Annotated in this window: 14 protein-coding genes and 2 pseudogenes; 8 read left to right on the forward strand and 8 right to left on the reverse strand. The window is 46.0% G+C overall.

Translation table 11 applies throughout. From position 1 onward, the window contains the following. Position 1: 1 nt before the first annotated feature. Genes infB through rimP form a run of 3 tightly spaced genes read right to left on the reverse strand, consistent with a single transcriptional unit; the run spans position 2 to position 4,610 of the window. Positions 2-2,608 carry a translation initiation factor IF-2 gene (gene infB, locus MGMO_RS06180; protein ID WP_023494180.1) on the reverse strand — a complete coding sequence of 869 codons (2,607 nt, stop codon included), beginning with the start codon at positions 2,606-2,608 and terminating at the stop codon, positions 2-4. 12 nt (positions 2,609-2,620) lie between these two features. Beyond that, positions 2,621-4,135, reverse strand: a complete 1,515-nt coding sequence (nusA, locus tag MGMO_RS06185) for a transcription termination factor NusA (RefSeq protein WP_023494181.1) — start codon at positions 4,133-4,135, stop codon at positions 2,621-2,623. After that, entirely contained in the window at positions 4,125-4,610 is a 486-nt protein-coding gene (gene rimP, locus MGMO_RS06190) for a ribosome maturation factor RimP (protein WP_023494182.1), read from the reverse strand. The genes nusA and rimP overlap by 11 nt, the downstream gene beginning before the upstream one ends. Before the next feature lie 355 nt (positions 4,611-4,965). Between rimP and MGMO_RS06195 the strand changes: the two genes are divergently transcribed. Then, entirely contained in the window at positions 4,966-5,352 is a 387-nt protein-coding gene (locus MGMO_RS06195; RefSeq protein WP_023494183.1) for a hypothetical protein, read from the forward strand. Here the strand turns inward: MGMO_RS06195 and MGMO_RS06200 are convergent. Both MGMO_RS06200 and MGMO_RS06205 read right to left on the reverse strand, forming a co-directional pair. Continuing rightward, positions 5,349-5,549, reverse strand: a complete 201-nt coding sequence (locus MGMO_RS06200) for a hypothetical protein (protein WP_023494184.1) — start codon at positions 5,547-5,549, stop codon at positions 5,349-5,351. The two genes, MGMO_RS06195 and MGMO_RS06200, sit on opposite strands and share 4 nt — an antisense overlap. 185 nt (positions 5,550-5,734) lie before the next feature. Next, on the reverse strand, positions 5,735-6,370 hold the full coding sequence (locus MGMO_RS06205; protein WP_023494185.1) for a helix-turn-helix transcriptional regulator: 636 nt from the start codon (positions 6,368-6,370) through the stop codon (positions 5,735-5,737). A 212-nt stretch (positions 6,371-6,582) separates the two neighbouring features. On the opposite strand from MGMO_RS06205, the gene MGMO_RS06210 reads away from it, so the two are divergent. Together MGMO_RS06210 and MGMO_RS06215 are read left to right on the forward strand one after the other, a co-directional pair. Further along, a complete protein-coding gene (locus MGMO_RS06210; protein ID WP_023494186.1) occupies positions 6,583-6,951 on the forward strand; it encodes a group I truncated hemoglobin in 369 nt (122 codons plus the stop codon). A gap of 64 nt (positions 6,952-7,015) precedes the next feature. After that, positions 7,016-7,987 (forward strand): FAD-binding oxidoreductase, encoded by a 972-nt coding sequence (locus MGMO_RS06215; protein ID WP_023494187.1) that lies wholly within the window; start codon positions 7,016-7,018, stop codon positions 7,985-7,987. Between the two features lie 49 nt (positions 7,988-8,036). Here MGMO_RS06215 and MGMO_RS18920 read toward each other — a convergent pair. Then, positions 8,037-9,150: pseudogene (locus MGMO_RS18920) on the reverse strand (IS630 family transposase). Positions 9,151-9,521: 371 nt separating this feature from the next. Further along, the gene (locus tag MGMO_RS21075; protein WP_161808468.1) at positions 9,522-9,668 is read right to left on the reverse strand and encodes a YceK/YidQ family lipoprotein; all 147 of its coding nucleotides are present in this window, start codon (positions 9,666-9,668) and stop codon (positions 9,522-9,524) included. 1,238 nt (positions 9,669-10,906) lie between these two features. Here MGMO_RS21075 and MGMO_RS20520 point away from each other — a divergent pair. The 5 genes and pseudogenes from MGMO_RS20520 (at position 10,907) to MGMO_RS06255 (ending at position 16,274) form a co-directional block, all read left to right on the forward strand. Beyond that, positions 10,907-12,362: pseudogene (locus MGMO_RS20520) on the forward strand (AAA family ATPase). Between the two features lie 158 nt (positions 12,363-12,520). Then, the gene (locus tag MGMO_RS06240) at positions 12,521-12,757 is read left to right on the forward strand and encodes a hypothetical protein (protein ID WP_023494193.1); all 237 of its coding nucleotides are present in this window, start codon (positions 12,521-12,523) and stop codon (positions 12,755-12,757) included. A 100-nt stretch (positions 12,758-12,857) separates the two neighbouring features. Then, the gene (locus tag MGMO_RS06245; RefSeq protein WP_023494194.1) at positions 12,858-14,717 is read left to right on the forward strand and encodes a DUF262 domain-containing protein; all 1,860 of its coding nucleotides are present in this window, start codon (positions 12,858-12,860) and stop codon (positions 14,715-14,717) included. Between the two features lie 84 nt (positions 14,718-14,801). Continuing rightward, positions 14,802-15,569 (forward strand): PP2C family protein-serine/threonine phosphatase, encoded by a 768-nt coding sequence (locus MGMO_RS06250; protein WP_023494195.1) that lies wholly within the window; start codon positions 14,802-14,804, stop codon positions 15,567-15,569. Positions 15,570-15,695: 126 nt separating this feature from the next. Further along, positions 15,696-16,274: an SIR2 family NAD-dependent protein deacylase gene (locus MGMO_RS06255; RefSeq protein ID WP_023494196.1), complete on the forward strand. Its 579-nt coding sequence runs from the start codon at positions 15,696-15,698 to the stop codon at positions 16,272-16,274. Between the two features lie 434 nt (positions 16,275-16,708). Here MGMO_RS06255 and MGMO_RS06260 read toward each other — a convergent pair whose 3' ends face one another. Beyond that, entirely contained in the window at positions 16,709-18,184 is a 1,476-nt protein-coding gene (locus tag MGMO_RS06260; protein WP_051383980.1) for a multicopper oxidase family protein, read from the reverse strand. Positions 18,185-18,284 lie beyond the last annotated feature (100 nt).

Consider the following 18,284-nt stretch of genomic DNA (forward strand, 5'->3'; position numbering starts at 1 on the left):
CTTACAACACCCGTTTGACTTCGGTGCGTTCAAAGACTTCGATTTGGTCACCTATCTTGACATCATTGTAATTCTTTACGCCGATGCCACAATCCATGCCCATTTTAACTTCGGCCACATCGTCTTTGAAACGTCGCAAGGATTCTAATTGGCCTTCATAAATCACCACGTTTTCCCGCAATACGCGGATGGGCAGGTTGCGCTTGACATAGCCGTCTACGACCATACAGCCCGCAATCGCACCAAACTTGGGTGATTTGAAGACATCACGGACTTCGGCAAGGCCGACAATTTGTTCCCTGATTTCAGGTGCCATCATGCCGCTGATGGATTTTTTGACTTCATCAATGGCTTCGTAAATGATGCTGTAATAATGCAGGTCTACGCCTTTTTCTTCGATCAAGCGGCGAGCCGTCGCGTCCGCCCTGACATTGAAGCCCATTAAAATGGCATTTGAAGCTAATGCCAAATTAACGTCACCTTCGTTGATGCCACCAACGCCGCCATAAACAACCTTAACTTCCACTTCTTCGGTGGATAGGTCAACCAAGGAGCCCCGTAAGGCTTCCAAGCTGCCTTGGACATCGGTTTTGAGGACGAGGTTGACGCTCGCGATTTCACCAGCCGTCATCCTGGAGAAAACTTCATCCAGTTTGGATGCGCTTTGGGCGGCATGTTTGCTGAAACGCTTGCGGTCTTCGCGGTGTTTAGCCAAGTCTTTGGCGATACGCTCGTTTTGTACGACCAGGAATTCATCGCCAGCAAAGGGCGTTCCAGACAAGCCGAGGATTTCTACTGGAACGCATGGGCCGGCTTCTTTGATGGTTTTGCCATTTTCATTGAACATGGCGCGAACCCGACCAAATTCATGTCCGCACAAGACCATTTGGCCATTTTCCAACGTGCCTTTCTGGATCAAAATCGTTGCCACCGCACCTCGGCCTTTGTCCAAGCGGGATTCGATGACAATACCGGAAGCCGCGCCTTCAATAGGGGCTTTCAGTTCCAGGATTTCGGTTTGTACAACCAATGCTTCGATCAGGTCATCAATACCTTCCCCGGTTTTGGCGGAGATTTTAAGGAATTGGACATCGCCCCCCCACTCTTCGGGGATGACATTGATGTTGGCTAGTTCCTGCATGACTTTTTCAGGATTGGCATCGGCCTTGTCGATTTTGTTGATGGCGACGATAATCGGCACATTCGCGGCACGGGCGTGATCGACGGCTTCTTTGGTTTGCGGCATCACGCCATCGTCTGCCGCAACTACGACGATGACTACGTCCGTGACATCCGCCCCCCGTGCGCGCATTGCGGTGAATGCGGCATGGCCTGGGGTGTCGAGAAAGGTCACCGAGCCGTGGTCGGTCTTGACCTGATACGCGCCGATATGCTGTGTAATGCCGCCCGCTTCGCCTGCGGCAACACGGGTTTTACGGATGTAATCAAGCAGGGAAGTCTTGCCGTGGTCCACATGGCCCATGATGGTCACAATCGGTGCCCTTGGTACGGCTGCACGGTTGTCTTCCTGTTGGGCTTCGGCAAGCAGTTCTTGCTCAAAGTCGTCTTCATTTTGCATGACGGCCTTATGCCCCATTTCCTCCACCAAGATAGCGGCCGTTTCCTGGTCTATGCTTTGGTTGATGGTCGCCATAATGCCCAGCTTCATCAGTTGTTTGATAACTAGTGCGGCTTTTACGCTCATTTTTTGGGCGAGATCGGAGACGATAATCACTTCCGGGATTGTCACTTCTTTGACTATCGGGGCAACAGGCATCTCGAATTGATGCTTGCCGTCCGATTGGATGGTATTACGCGAAGAAGTTTTTTTCTTTTTGCCGCGTCGCGGTATTGAGCGACCGTCATCATCCAGTTTATTCCTGTGCAGCGTTTCCTTTTTGCCTTCTGCCAGTTGCTTGACCCGTTCGGAATTCCTTTTGATGGATTCCTCCAGACGCCGCTCTTTTTCGTCCAGCTTTTTCTTGGGTTCTTCCGCTTCCTTAAGTTTCGTAGGTTTTTCGTGCTTAACTTTCTTCTCTGTTTTTATGGCTGAAGCATCATGTTCGCTAGCCAAGCCAGGTTTGGCAATTTCGGGGGCGACCGCTTGCTCAACTACGGGTTTGTCGGCTACGGGTTCAATTATGTCGGTTGTTGAAGTGGGTTGCTGCGATTCCGGCTCGATAGGTGCAGGACTTTCGTCAACAACTGTTTGTGTCTGCGGAAGGGGTGAAAGATCAGGCTGGATAACTTCCTCGACCACTTCAAGCTTTTCGGGCTCGGATGCCTTCAATTCTTTAGGGTTGATATAGGTTTTCTTTTTACGAACTTCTACGCTGATGGTTTTTTGTGTGCTTCCAGGTGCATTTGGTTGTTTGATTTCAATGATTTTTCGGCGTTCAAGCGTTACCCGCCTAGGGGCGCTTTCAATTTCTGCTGTCGGTTTTCCGTGCCGATTACGCAGATGCGCCAGCAATTTCATTTGATCGTCGTCGCTAATGACATCATCAGGTTCGCTGAGCGTAAGCCCTGCTTCTTTAAGCTGTACTATTAGCCGTTCCAAAGGTATTTTTACTACCTCGGCTAATTCACGCACTGTTTTGTCGCTCATAATTCGCTCCTTTTATTCGCCTGATGTTTCAGCAAACCACGGTTCGCGGGCTTTCATAATTAGTCGTCCGGCACGGTCTTCAGTCATGTCCGTCAAACCCAATAAGTCGTCAACAGACTGTTCCGCCAAGTCTTCCATAGTTAAAATGCCTAGGCTTGCCATTTCATGGGCCAAGTCTTTATCCATGCCTTCCATGGACAGCAAATCATCCGCAGGCTCTGCTGATTCAATGGTTTCTTCGGCGGCGATGGCCTTGATAAGCAGGGCATCTTTGGCGCGGCTACGCAATTCGTTGACCAGGGCTTCGTCGAACCCTTCGATTGCCAGCATTTCGCTGAGCGGGACGTAGGCAATTTCTTCGACGGTATTGAAGCCTTCATCGACCAAGATCATGGCAATATCGTCATCGACATCCAGTTGTTCAACGAATAATTGCTTGATTTTAGCGCCCTCGGCTTCGCTTTTTTCTTCTGCCTTGGTGGCATCCAGGACATTGAGTTCCCAGCCTGTCAGTTGGGTCGCCAAGCGTACGTTTTGGCCGCCCCGTCCAATAGCTTGGGACAGGTTTTCCGAACTTACCGCCAGATCCATGCTGTGCTTGTCTTCGTCCACAACAATGGACTGGATTTCGGCAGGTGCCATCGCATTGATGACAAACTGCGCTTCACTCGGATTCCAGAGAATAATATCGATACGTTCACCCGCCAGTTCGTTGGTGACGGATTGGACTCTTGAGCCGCGCATCCCTACGCAAGCACCCACAGGGTCGAGTCTGGGGTCATTGCCTTTAACCGCTATTTTGGCGCGGGAACCAGGATCACGGGCCGCCCCCATAATGGAAATCATGCCTTCATTGACCTCCGGCACTTCCAGGCGGAACAGTGCGATCAACAACTCTGGTGCGGTGCGGCTGATGAAAAGCTGTGGGCCACGAGCCTCCGAACGGACTTCTTTAAGATAGCCGCGAATTCGGTCGCCATTGCGGATGGCTTCACGCGGGATCATGTCTTCTTTCGCTATAAAGGCCTCGACATGGCCGCCCAAGTCCAGATAGACATTGCCTTTCTCTATGCGTTTTACGATGCCCGTAATGAGTTCGCCAACCCGGCTTTGATAGGCTTCAACTATTTTTCTGCGTTCGGCTTCGCGCACCTTGTGGATAATGACCTGTTTAGCCGTTTGTGCGGCAATCCGGCCAAAATCGACGGATTCGATTTCTTCCTGGATGACATCGCCGACCATGATGTTTGGATCTTCCATTTGGGCGGCTTCTAATAGGATTTGCGAGGCGGGGAATTCCACGTCGCCGTCTATTTCTGGGTTGGCATCGACGACATCCCATTGGCGATAGGTGACGTAATCCCCGGTTTTTCTATCGATAATGACGCGAACTTTTATTTGGTTGCTATGGCGCTTGATGGTGGCTGCTTCCAAGGCTGATTCAATCGCTTCAAAGACAATTTCTTTATCGATGTCTTTTTCGTTAGAAAATACCTCGGCCACCAATAGAATTTCTTTATTTGCCATTGCGTCCTCCTTTCTCAATTAAATAGTCAGGCACCAAACGCGCTTTGCTCATCGCTGCGAAAGGCACTTCAAAAATCTGGTCTGCTTCACGCAGGGTAATTATCTCGTCTACAACCTTTTCAATAACACCGGTTATTTTTTTTCGTTCGCCGATGGCTTGGTACAGGTTCACCAAGACGGTGCTGCCGATAAATTGTTCGAACTGGTGGAGGTTAAAAAACGGCCTGTCCACACCGGGCGAAGACACTTCCAATTGGTAATTGCCCTGGATCGGGTCTTCCACATCCAACACGCCGCTGATTTGGTGGCTGACTTTGGAACAATCATCCACCAGTATGCCATTGGAACTGTCGATATAAACCCTGAGTAAGCCGTTTCTGGGGTGCGGGTGATATTCAATGCCCCAGCACTCATAGCCCAGCCCTTCCACAATAGGTTCGATCAGTGTGAGCAAATGCTCAGGCGCCCGCTTCATTCGTTCCTCATAAATCTTCACACATAAAAAAAGAGCCAACGGCTCTTCCCTAATCATACCTGCAAGATGTTACTTGCAAGTGAAACCTGCCCATCCGCTTCCCGTTCCGAAGCCCCAAAATAAAAAACCCCAAAGTGGGGCTTTCTTATTATTGGTAGCGGAGACTCGCAACCGTTTTATCCTGCTTTTTTCAACAACAGGACTGCCTGGGCAAGTCCACTAAGCTAAAAGATTATTATACATATAACAAGGAAGATTTGTACAGTCATTTCTTGAAGGCGTGAAATGATGGGTATTAAAAAGGAGTTCGGTAAGAATTAAGGCTTTGCCCCTTTTTCTATCCTCTTTTTCCAAAGTGCCCTATCTTGAACATCATTGGCAATTGCCAAAAGGCTTTATCGATAAAAATCAGAAAAATCCATTTAATTTTACGAGGGAAGAATGGAACAAGTCGTTAAGAACCGACAAGCATCCCGAAAAAATAATAATTCAGCTTCAAGAATGCTGGTTCATCTTCGATAGCCGAAAAGCCTTTGAGCAAGCCTTATATGATGGGGGATATGCTTTGGTTCGTGACGACAAGCGCGGCTATGTCGCTGTCGATAGCCATGGTGAGGTCTCTCGTGTATTGGCTCAAACCCGACCTGACAGTTACCGAATTTTCAGGGTGTCTGTCAGTTTAGGTTTGGTTCAGTTTTTTTTCATCCCAAATCAATTCCCCACTGAGCAAGGTTTCCATTAGCGTTCGACCATTACAGTCCTTGCCTTGATGAGTCCTTTCATTAAATAAACAAGCCATTTGTCTTGGTTTTTCTGTAAGGTTTCCAAATATCCGTAAAGCCGCCCACGGAAGGTGATTTGATAGAACTCCTGAGCCTTAAGTGCGCTTAACCGGCCTTTGATGTTTTTAAGTTGTGCCTGAGCTAATATAGAACACATGCCAGTCCCCAGAATAAAGATACCACACTGCGCAACTTGTTACTGGTGCGATGTTGGCCGTATGCAGGGAAATCTATGGCGCAACTGATAACGGCTTGTTCGGTGGCATCGAAAATTTAAGTATAGATGTAATTGCGTTTTCTCACCCCAACTGCTTGCCTATGTGTCGATAAGCCATTGGTAGGTCATTTGTTAATGATATTAAAGCAACATGCGCCACTACCCTTTGCCATACATTCCGAAAGCTCAATGTCTTTTTCCAATAAGGCCGTCATAAAGGCAATATCAAATTTACAAATCTCAGTATGCTTTTGTGCTAAATCATGAAAAATACAGTTGTATGCTTTGATCGTATTCTGTTCAGGACTTCCAGGATCAACCTTGTTGTGAGTTTTAAAACCCAATTCGTCCATAATTTTTAACAACTCCAACTTGCGCTCGTCCGGCGATTTTCCCGTAAAACGGTATAAATAACTTTGCGAGAGGCTTTCGCCCAGCTTAGACATATAACGCTGAAAAGCTTCTGCACCTATTTCGGTTTTTAGGTCAGAAAGCATAAGTTGGGAAAACCAGGCATATTGCTTAGGGAAGCTGTTGATGCCGGCTTCGGTCAGGACGTAACGCCGCACAGGACGACCGCCTGTTTTGTGCAGCACGCCCGCCTGAAGATAGCCTTCCAGTTCCAATACGGAAATGTGCTGCTGAACCGCATTGCGAGATATATGCAATGACTTGGCAAGTTCATCAATGCACAGCCCTTTTTTATGCTCTAGCAGCAGTTCTAATAATTGGCGTTGGCGCAAGCCGATTGGGTCAGCCATGTCGTTTCCTATTGATGTCGCATTGCGAGCGTATCAGTAAAAGCATGTCAAAGTCTGTGAAATATTACCAAATTCACAGCTTATGACATATTATTATTGTATTAATAATAGTTATTCGATATTATACTGCCATGATCTACAGCATTCGGTTGCGGTAGGGTCATTGCGTGTTTTAGCACTAAATAATTCACTTATATATCGGGAGATTACACATGAGCACAACACTTTACGAACGAATCGGCGGTGAACCGGCAGTCAATGCTGCTGTTGAACTTTTTTACCGCAAAGTGCTGGATGACAGCACGGTATACCGTTTTTTTGGCAACACCGACATGGACACACAAATCGCCAAGCAAAAGGCGTTCTTTACAATGGCGTTCGGTGGGCCCAACAACTATACCGGACAAGACATGCGGAATGCCCATGCCAAACTGGTCACTATGGGCTTAAACGAAGACCATTTCAATGCCGTCATGAAACATTTGGGTGATACCTTGGTTGAATTGAATGTACCGGGGGATTTGATCGCCGAGGCCGCAGCCATTGCCGAAAGCGCCCGTGATGATGTGTTGGGCAAATAGCTAACACCCCCGTGAACCGTAAGGGTGGTCACGTAGCCCTCCTTGCGGCTTGCTGGTGCAATCTATGTCTACTACTTTAACTATCGACCAAAACCGTTACAAGTGCGAGGCTGGCGAGACCGTCCTCGATACTTTATTACGGGAAAATGTTAACCTTTCCTACGCCTGCAAAAAAGGCACCTGCCATAGTTGCCTAGTGCGAAGTGATGTCGCCCCTCCGGGGCTTGCTCAGTCAGGGTTGAAAAATACCCTGACAAAACAGAATTATTTCCTTGCCTGCCAGTGTTATCCAGAACAGGACATGCAGATAAGGCTTCCCGACCAGTCGGAGTTTTACCGGATGGGGACAGTCATTACTAACAAGTTGCTAAACAGGAATACGATCCTGTTAGTCATGGCATTTGAGGATGCCTTTGAATTCAATGCCGGGCAGTTTGTCAACCTGCAACGCAGTGATGGCCTGACGCGCAGTTATTCCATCGCCAATATCCCGGAAGTATCCAATACGCTGGAATTCCATATTCGTCGCTTGCCTGACGGTGTGTTCAGCACATGGCTGCATGATGAAGTCAATGTCGGCGATTCCATTGCCGTCTCGGAGCCACGAGGACACTGCTTCTACATCCCTGAGCGCCGTGAGCAAGGAATACTGCTCGTTGGCACTGGAACTGGCTTGGCGCCGCTGGCAGGCATATTGAACGATGCCTTGGCGAATGGTCATTCAGGGCCCATCCATCTGTTTCATGGTAGCCGTGAACTGGAAGATTTGTACCGGATTGACGAAATGCGTCAGTTAGCCCAACAGAAGCCCAATTTCCATTACACCCCATGCTTATCGGGCAGCGAAGTGCCTGAAGGTTTTGCCGCTGGTCGAGTCAATGACATTGTGTTTTCACAAATTCCCGATCTCAAAAGCTGGCGTGTCTTTTTATGCGGTCATCCAGAAATGGTCAACCTGATGAAAAAACGCACTTTTATCAAAGGTGCTGCAATTGCGGATATTTATGCCGATGCATTCTTGATTTCATATCATTAAACGAAAAAGCTATCTCGATGGACATGGCATCGATTGACCTAGTAGTCAGTCATGTTGAAACCGCAGGATAGAGTCGAGCCAGTTTGCGTCGAGCGTCCTGATTGGTGAAGCGCCAATTGACCGGTGTGGCCTTTAAATTACGTTCCTGCACATTTGCCTCAACCTCACGACGCAGAGTTTCTTTGTCTGGGATTCGCTTCGACAGGCACATATTGGACAAGACAGCCAGTTCGATTTCGGCGATATTCAGCCAACTCCCATGTTTTGGGGTGTAGTGGAATTCCAACCTTCGCGCCAATTCCCGTGCCTGTTCGGCCGGAAATGCTTCATATAAAGAAGCGATTTTATGCGTATTAAGATTATCCAGTACCACACGAATGACCATCGCATCAGGATAAAGGTCTGCGATATGTTTCATGCAGTGGGCAAATTCAATCTTGGTGCGTCGATCAGTGATGTCCACTTGGCGAAAGCCGCGTTTCGGTTCACAGATCATCATTAAATCGCAAACGCCCATGCGTTCATATTCGGTGTCATAGCGTGCAGGTATCCCCGGTTCAGCAGGTATGGGCTCGCGTGCTTCAGCGATAAGTTGCTTGGGGCTTTCGTCAAAACAAACCATCGGGCGTTTGGGGTCATAAGGTTCTTCGTAAAGATCCAGGACGTCCTCCATGGCGGCCACAAAATCAGAACTTACCCCTGGAATGCACCATTCCTGCTTCTGCCAGGGTTTTAGGGTGTTTTTTTAAAAGCTGACGGATGGTTTCATAACTACAACTGTCGGAATAGGACAGCTCCACGACTTTGTCGGCTAACAGCCGTAATGTCCAGTGATCATGCCCTTCCGGCGCATCACTACAAGCCACGGCAATCAGATGGGCGGCTTGCTTCTCCGTCAGCTTTGGCGCCTTTCCGGGGCGTGGGCGGTCTTTCAGTGCGGCCTCCGGCCCTTCCTCGACACACCTCTGGCGTGTTTTGTAGACCATTGACGGGGAAACAGCCAAGGCTTCAATGATGGCTTAGTCTTGGAAACCGGCTGCGGCCTTTAACAAAATGCGCGCCCGCGTATGGCTTCGCGATGCGCTTTTCCCTTTGCGTATTAGCCTTTCCAAGTTCTGAATTTCGTCGTCAGACAGAGTCACTTTATATTTAATGGCGGGCATGGGCAAACCTCGGGAGTCGTTTGACCTATGCTATAACATAGTGGTTTAAAAATATATCCTATCGCTTTGTTTTATAATGACTGACTACTAGTCCATTTAAGCTTTAAAGGGAAACTCATTTCCGTAGTTTCGTGTTTCAACGCAATCCTCGTAATCACATGGGTATCTCAAGCGTTTGCATTGAACAGCGACTAGTGAGTGACGGTTTGCTAAAACCATCCGTTTTTTGAGTATCCTCATCAAAAAAGCCATCGATAATTATCTAAAGCAGCCAAGTCGGAACTTCATTTTTGGATTGCTTATGCGCCGGTGAATTAAGCCGTTTATGGTTTGTCCTTAATGCCGTTAATGAAAAATTTCAGCAAAAACCGCTAACGGGAAAAAATCGTATCCAAAGCGAAACTTAGGGGGAGATCAACCAGCGGATAACGGGGCGGTGTTACTTTAATTTTTTTGAGGGCCGCATGATTTTTTGTCAATGCTGACCAATCCAGCCTAGTCCCACTATAAACAAACATCCGCTGATTCAAAGGAAGGTCAGTGTCCAATGTTTTAAAGGTTGCACAGCCGGATAGGGCAAAGATACAAAAACAGACGGATACAAATTTTTTGAATATTCATCACTATAATACGGGTTGGGGTGAACAGAGAAATAGCCTGATAAATGCCTTACACCCGCACATTGCCTAAAGCCATCAATAAGCAGGCTAACGCTTTATAATACTTTAAGTTACTGATTACTTTTGATTTTCTCTATGCGGTTAGCTTGGACAGAAAATATTTTCAAAATTGGAAAGGTTACACCGGGACAAAGCCAGTTTGAAGCGTGGCTGTTTGGGTTGTACATGTCCGCACCCCATTTCCCTTAATCAAAAATCCAATGGAGAGTTAATCATTCATGAAATTTTATTCCTATGCCCTGACGCTTTGTAACAACTTACTTGAACGAGTCGCTACAGATACCAACCTCAATTCACCGACCAGCCAAAATCAACAAAACGAAACTAACGCCAGCCACTGCTTAGGAATGCCCCAAGAACTGTCCCCTGATAAAGAATTAAACGCTGGATTGGATAACCAAGACAAAATTGATCCCATCGTGCGCTTATGGATATTGCGCCTTTTGATACCGTTGGAATGCCACCGTCAATTTATCCGTAAGAGTGACTTCTATAATGATGAAATTGCCAGGTTGTTTGCTTTGCAGGTTGGTTTCGATGAAGAGGAGGACGATTATGAAATCGACCGGATGCTCGAATGTGCGCTCAATCATGGAGACCCTGATTTTCCCAAAAATAAACCTGAACCGCTGTTCGATCCCAAGCAGGCGCTCCGTCAATTGAAACGCTGCCATAAGGAAGTCGAACAAAGTGCTGCCAAAATTAGCCTGCCACAACCTTTGGCGGGGAACATCCGCTTGCTGGCAAGGCAAGTAGGGCTTACAGAGATAGAATGCGCTATCCTGGCATTTGCAGTAATGATACACACCGACCGCTTGCTGAATGAAGCCGCTGGCTGGTTGGGTCGGGAACTCAATCCGCTCGACGTTTACCATGTACTGTCGGTGCTGCTGGGCTATCCAGAATCAGAAATCCGTGCAGCGTTATCCATGCATTCTACCTTGTCGCAAACAGCTTTGGTGATTATGGACAGGCGTAGGCATGATGACTTGAAAGACATGCTGGACTTGCTCTCTTCTGGGTTTGCCTGCAAAATAATATCGGAAAACGGCTGTCCGATTGATTGGTTACGAGATATGGTAATCGAAAGCCCATTGCCGCACCTGGGCTTGGCTGACTATCCCCATCTCAAGGATACCCTGGATTTCCTGCAACCCTACCTACAACAGGTATTGCGAACCAAAAAGAAAGGCGTAAATATATTCCTGTACGGCACTCCGGGTACGGGCAAAACCCAATTGGCTAGGGTGTTGGCGCAGCAACTGGCTTGCCCTTTGTATGAGATTGCCAGTGAAGATGAGGACGGCGACCCGGTTGAAGGCGCACAACGATTACGCGCCTTCCGCACCGCCCAGGCATTTTTCCAAAACTCGCCGACTGTAATGCTGTTTGACGAAGTGGAAGATGTGTTTAATGACGGCAACGGATTGTTCGGTAGGAAAAGCACCGCGCAAACCCGCAAAGCCTGGATGAACCGCTTGCTGGAAGAAAATCCTGCACCCACCTTCTGGCTGGGCAACAGCATCGATAGCGTCGATCCGGCGTTTATCCGCCGCTTTGATTGGGTTATTGAACTGCCAATACCACCTAAAGCTCAGCGTGAGCGCATTATTCTGGAAAATTGCGGCAATATCCTGACCGACAAAGAGATAAAACATCTGGCAGCTTGTGAAGACCTTGCGCCTGCCGTGGTCACCCGTGCCGCGCAAGTCATCGGTTCGTTAAAAGATCAGTTTTCGGTCGAACGCTTGTCAACCGCCTTACAGCAAATAATGGATAAAACCCTGATTGCTCAAGGTCACCCAGGGCTTAATAGTGATAACGCCATGTGCTTGCCTGCGTATTACGATCCTGCCCTCATCAATTGCGATTCCGATCTTAGCCAAATTGTGGACGGGATTAAGCGCAATGGCAATGCGCGATTGTGCTTGTTCGGAATGCCAGGAACGGGCAAAACCGCTTATTCACACTGGTTGGCGAAACAACTTGAAAAGCCGCTGCATGTCAAACGCGGTGCTGACCTGTTGAGCATGTGGGTGGGCGGCACGGAACATTGTCCGTATCTTCAAGGAAGCCGAAGAAGACAAGGCTGTGTTGCTGATTGATGAAGTCGATAGCTTTCTACAGAATCGCAGCAACAGCCGACATTCCTGGGAGATCACTGCCGTCAACGAAATGCTGACCTGCATGGAAACTTACAACGGTGTTTTTATTGCTTCAACAAACCGGATGGATGGCTTAGACCCTGCTTCATTACGTCGCTTTGACCTGAAAGTGAAGTTCGATGCCCTCAAACCCCAACAAGCCTGGAAATTGTTGAACAGCTATTGTTTGGCGTTAGGGTTAAAGATACCGGATGCCAGCTTACAATCCGCCTTGCAAAAGCTCGATGGCCTGACACCCGGTGACTTTGCAGCACTGGAACGGCAACACCGTTTCCGTCCGATTGGCGATGCCAACGCACTGATAGCCGCCTTGCAAGCCGAATGCGCCCTGAAAACACCGCATAAAAAGGCGATTGGGTTTACCTGATAACGGTATAACCGATACAGCTTCATTGATCACCCTCTCCCGCCGGAGAAGGCTATTGTGAGGAGATTGATAGCAAACGTTAAATTGGTAGGATGGAAACTTGTACTATCCTTTAACGAAACAAGACACGAGCATTCTTGAACCGATGGGAGACAAACATGAGTAATACGTGGTCAGATGGCCTCAAGGAAGCAACCCGCAAGGCTTTTCAGGATTGCCGGCCTATTTCGGAAGAGGGTTGCCTTCACATGAAAAACAACAATGGCAGCTTTGGGACGATGCGTTCAGTGGATTTGTTAGACGAAAAATGGTTGATTAAAGACAAGAAGGCTGGTGCTGAATATTTTTTCGCCACTATCGACGCGTTGATTGCAGGAGGTTGGGCGATTGATTAGTGTTATTGGGGTTCACATGTTCACCCCAACGAACTAAAAAAAGTTGTATCTGGTAACAAACAAAATATACTTTTATTTAATTTGAACCTAAGGTTAAAAAATGCAAGCACAAAATTTAACGGAATTATTCTCTAATAGATTTTTTAAGATACCTGATTATCAAAGAGGGTATGCATGGTCTGAAAAACAGTTATCGGAACTTTGGGAGGATTTAAATGAAATACAAGAAGAAAACGGTGTTTTTAAACATCATTACGCCGGAGCTATTTTTTTAGAAAAAATTAATACCCCCGAAAACGAATTCTGGATTACTGGATCAGGCTTTTTTAACATTGTCGATGGTCAGCAAAGACTAACTACGGTTTATATTGCTTTATATGAGTTAATAACAATGGATGATGAAGGTTATCAAGAAAGCTCAAAAGAACAATTAATAAGAGATTATTTGTACAGAAAAAATAAATCTGGTGAAAGCAAGGCATATAAAATTGATTATGAAATAACTTCAAAAAATCGAGAATATCTCCATAACAAAATATTTAATGATAATAATGTAATATTAGATAATAAAGAAAATTTATATACAAATAACTTATGGTTTTCAAAATCATTTTTTAGAGAAAAATTTAGTAGTACAAACAAGATCAATCGTGAAATTTTATTTAGAAAGATTACAGAAGCCTTGCTTTTTGATATAAGAAACATAGAAAAAGATCTTGATGTTCAAGTTGTATTTGAAACAATGAATAACAGAGGCAAACCTCTTACAGTTCTTGAGAAACTCAAAAATAGGTTAATTTATTTGGGAGAAAAATTAGATTCCCCAATAGAAGATAAAAAGAAATTAAGGGATAACATCAATAAGTCATGGGGTATTATTTATAGTAGTTTAGCTGAAAATAAGGATAAAGTTTTGGATGAGGATGAGTTTTTATCAGCGCATCTATCACTATACAGAAAGCCAGAAGAATATGTTTTTTCTGAAAAAAAAGCAGAAGAAAAAGTTTTTCAGATGTTTTGCAACAAAGCCTCAGAATATGGTGAAGAAGAAGTATCCTATAATAAGATTAATGATTATATTTTAGATTTAGCCGTGGCTGCGCCGAATTGGTTTAAAGTTAACAACACCGAAGAAAATTCAATAAAAAAAATTCTCATTTTAAATAGCACAAAAGAAATAAAGATATTTTTATTGTCTTTGTTGAAAGATGATGAAATTGAACATAAAAGTATTTTTGAAAAGGTTGAAAAAATTTTATTTAAAAATAAATTGCCAGGAATAAACATATTAGATGAAAGAGTGTTTTCAAATTGGGCGAGAGATTTATATGAAAAAAACAATGATAAAAAAGAAAAACTCTTTGCAGATATAAATAAATATGTTGATACGCCTATTTCTTCAGATAGCTTTATTATTGCAATACAAAATATGTATACTTATGAAAGAGGAAACAAAGGCTTTCATAGATGGGTATATCTGAAATATTTTTTATTTGAATACGAAAATTATTTGAAATTAAAATACCTAGAAATTAATGACAATGTTAAATTAGACGATTATGATTCTACAACAATTGAACATATTATACCTCAAGAATGGAGTTTAAATTGGCGTGGTATTGTTGATCCACTAATTATCCAAGCAGATCAAAATTATAAAGATCAGTTATCTAAAGTATTATTAAATACATTAGGAAATTTAACTATATTAAAAGATGGAAAAAACTCATCCCTAGGCAATAAAAGTTGGCAAATTAAGAAAGAAAGGTTTAGTGTTGGATCATACAATGAAATTGATATTAGTAAAAATCTAAACTGGTCAAAAAATGAGATATTTTGCCGTGGTACTGAAATGTTAAATTTTTTAATCAAAAAAGTTGATTGCTTAAAATTATCAGATGATCAAAAAGATAAAATATTATATTTTGATGATTACTTTATCGATAAACTAAAGCCATAGGTGCCTTTATTTCGAGGAACTAGGAATAACTTGAATCATATACTTTCTTCTATTTTTACCTATCATGATAATTGAAAACGCAACTTGATTAACTATGCCGCCTTCACCCACACCGGCAAACACCATCGCCAAAACCAGGATGCCATATTCTTGCCTGGAATCGTGCAGCAAAAAGCCGGGTTTTGGGAAGGCCAGTTTAACCTGGATGCGCCACTGCGCTTTGCGGTAGCGGATGGGGTTGGCGGTTTGCCCAGTGCGGCAACAGCCAGCCGTATTTTGTTGCAGGAGTTAATGGTGTTAGATACAGCCCAGCCTGATTTATTGCCACGGCAACGCTTGTTCCCGTTACACCACCGCTTGGTTAAATCCTGCCAAAGCCAACGTGCGTTACAAAATGCCGGTTCCACGTTGGTTACTGCTGAGATTGCTGCCGATGGCCAGATAGGCTTATGGCATGTGGGTGATTCGCGTGGTTATCATTACAAGCCGCAAGGTTTGCGCCGACTGACCGATGACCATACCCTGGCCTATTGCCTAAGCCGTTCCGGTAGCCATTCCCAAATCCAATTAGATGCCGTTGCCAAAACCCGCATGGGACAAGCGTTAGACAATTTGTTCATCTATTCACCGGAAGCCGAAGAGCCGTTTATCGGCTTGCAACGATTGCAATTATTGCCGGGCGAGACATTGCTGCTGGTCAGCGACGGAGTGACATCTCACCTGTCCGATGATGCCTTGGCTGTTTGCCTTAGCGGCAACGGCCTTGCCGCCAATGTCCAACGGATTTTCGATGCAGTGATGGCGCAAGGTGCTGAGGATAATTTGAGTGCAGTGGCTATTGCCATAATGTAAAAACGACCATGTAGGGTCGTCCCTGCTACCTTTTAGGTTTTGCATTTAAAGGCAGGTCGCGAAAAGCTGCGCGATTCATGGCTTCTGCTCTAGGGTTTTTAGATTTCAATTGATAGGATACCAACAATGTTTGCAGAAGAGCTGATTGTTAAAGTAAAGAATGCCCGTAGCATTGTCGTGTTTACAGGTGCTGGTGTTTCGGCAGAAAGTGGTATTCCCACATTCCGGGATGCACAGGTGGGCTTATGGGAGAATTTTGATGCGACCTTGCTGGCCAGTCCTGAAGGTTTTCGCACCGATAAGGCGTTAGTCTGGGGTTGGTATGAATGGCGGCGTATGAAGGTGCTGCAAGCCCAACCTAACCCGGCACACTGGGCGATAGCCGAGCTTTCTAATCAAGCAGATCATTTTTCCCTCATCACCCAGAATGTTGACGACCTTCATGAGCGCTCAGGGATAAACGATGTTATCCATTTACATGGGAGTTTACATCAACCACGCTGCTTTGCTTGTGCCAGGGCGTACATTTTTCCTGAGACAATGCCGGATGAGCCAATTGACGGGCGACGCTCGGAACCGCCAAGATGTCAGCATTGCAATGGTTACATCCGTCCTGGTGTAGTCTGGTTTGGGGAGTCGCTGCCTAAAGCAGCGTGGGAAAATGCCCAACTCGCGGTGAGGAACTGTGACGTGTTTTTTCGATAGGTACGTCCGCTGTCGTATGGCCAGCGGCACAACTCCCCATAGAAGCAGCGCATTCCGGCGCAACCGTCATTCAAGTCAACCCTGAGAAAACCGATTTGGATAAAGTGGCGCATTATAATTTGCATGGACAGGCTGGAACAGTTTTGCCACAATTGATTGAAGCGTTCACTCAATAACAGACATACAAATTTTGAACAAAACAACACCGCATTATTAGCTAATTATTAATCGTGACCGACCGCTATCGTTTCTCTTGCAGGCATTAAGGCATAGCTAACGGTGGCGTTTAATCGCCACTCCTAAAACTTTAAGCTATTTTTGTAAAAAACGAACATTACATCATCAAAGTGTCCAGCCTCAATAATCCCTTTGATGATGGATAATTAGAAGCCCGGATACCACATCGTTTTATCCGGGCTTTTAAAGTCGTTGTTTTAATGGCTTGCCAGCGGTACTGGGCAGTCAGCTTGGTTGCCGACGCACATCGGCCTCATCATGTCGTTATCCTCGTGCGATAAGATGTGGCAGTGCCAGACATACAGGCCGGGCCGGTCGAACCGGGCTTTTACCCGAGTCACTTCGCCTGGATAGGCAATTAAAGTGTCTTTCGATCCGAGTTCCCATGCTTCTGGTCCACGGACTAGACCCTGTGGTGTTGCTGGGAGCAAAGGGGCGATGGTGTCACTCAGCAATGGCTCACGGTTCACTACTTGGAATTCCACCAGGTGCATGTGGATAGGGTGTGCATCTTCGGTGAAATTGTAGATTTCCCATATCTCAGTTGTACCGTTGCCGGGATTTTCAGTAATGGGGTCCATCCAAGGGAAAGGTGCAGGCGCCCCAAAACTATCCAATGTACCAAGCATCGAAATAGTGGGCCCGAACGGTACGCCCGTGACACTTTCGATAATATCCTTTAAGTTTCCGTTGGTATCGGTGTTGTAGTTCGCAAAAACAGTCCCGGACTCCATTTCATTGACAGAAACTTTGCGTACATTTCTGGGATTACCCAAGTTTTGGGTTGGCAATAAGGCCGGTATTAGATGCGGCGGAACTGAACTATCCACCGACGTCTTGGGTACGACATTAAGTTGCATCACCTGCCCAGTCGTGTATGGGTCGGAGTATTCATAATCCGCGCCGCCTACGCCGCCACCATAAGGCTCGTCTGGCCCTTCGTTAATCAGGTAAAGCGGACTGCCATTAGGGACATGGGTAAAATCAACGACCACATCGAGCCTTTCGGCTGGAGCAATCAGTAGCGAGTCTACTTGTTTCGGTTTAGTTTGGAACCCTCCGTCTCCACCAACCACCCAGAACGGTACTGCTGCAGTTGCAGGTCGGGCAATAGCATCGCTGGCGATTTTTAGGATCATGAAGCGTGAATCGGAAGCATTGAGAATGCGGAAACGGTAGCGGCGTTTTTCAATGTCTAGACTCGGCCAACTGTTGCCGTTTACCAAGATCACATTAGAAAAAAATTCCGGATTCCAGATAGGCGAAACATCGCTGTTGCCTCCGGTTGCCGTATGGCTTGGGATAAAAGGTATTTTAAGATCCTTCTTAGCCACTCCCTCGAAGAAAGCCCTGTCTCCCGGATAGAACAAGCTGCCGTCGCTATTGAAAGCGCGGTCATGTATCAGTAAAGGGATCTCGTATTTTCCTTGTGGCAACAGTAAACTCGGAAGATCTGTCATTCCACCACACAGCATATAATTTCCCGCCAAACTTGTATATACGTTGCTGCGGGTCATGCCCAGGGTGTGGTCATGGAACCACATCTGGGTGGCGCGTTGATCGTTGGAATATTGGTAAGTCGCTGCACTGGCCTCATTCGCCGCGCCGGCAATTTGAGCCCAGTGCGTTCCTCGGGTAGCGTAATGGGCGGGGATGTTCGATGCCGCTGGCAATGTCCATGATTCTGGATAACCATCACTGCCGGGACTACATGTGAGCCGTGGAGATGGGTAACTAAAGGTACTGGGCCTTGATACGGAGTTGGATCTGAGC

The sequence above is a fragment of the Methyloglobulus morosus KoM1 genome (genome assembly GCF_000496735.2).
Classification (GTDB): domain Bacteria; phylum Pseudomonadota; class Gammaproteobacteria; order Methylococcales; family Methylomonadaceae; genus Methyloglobulus; species Methyloglobulus morosus.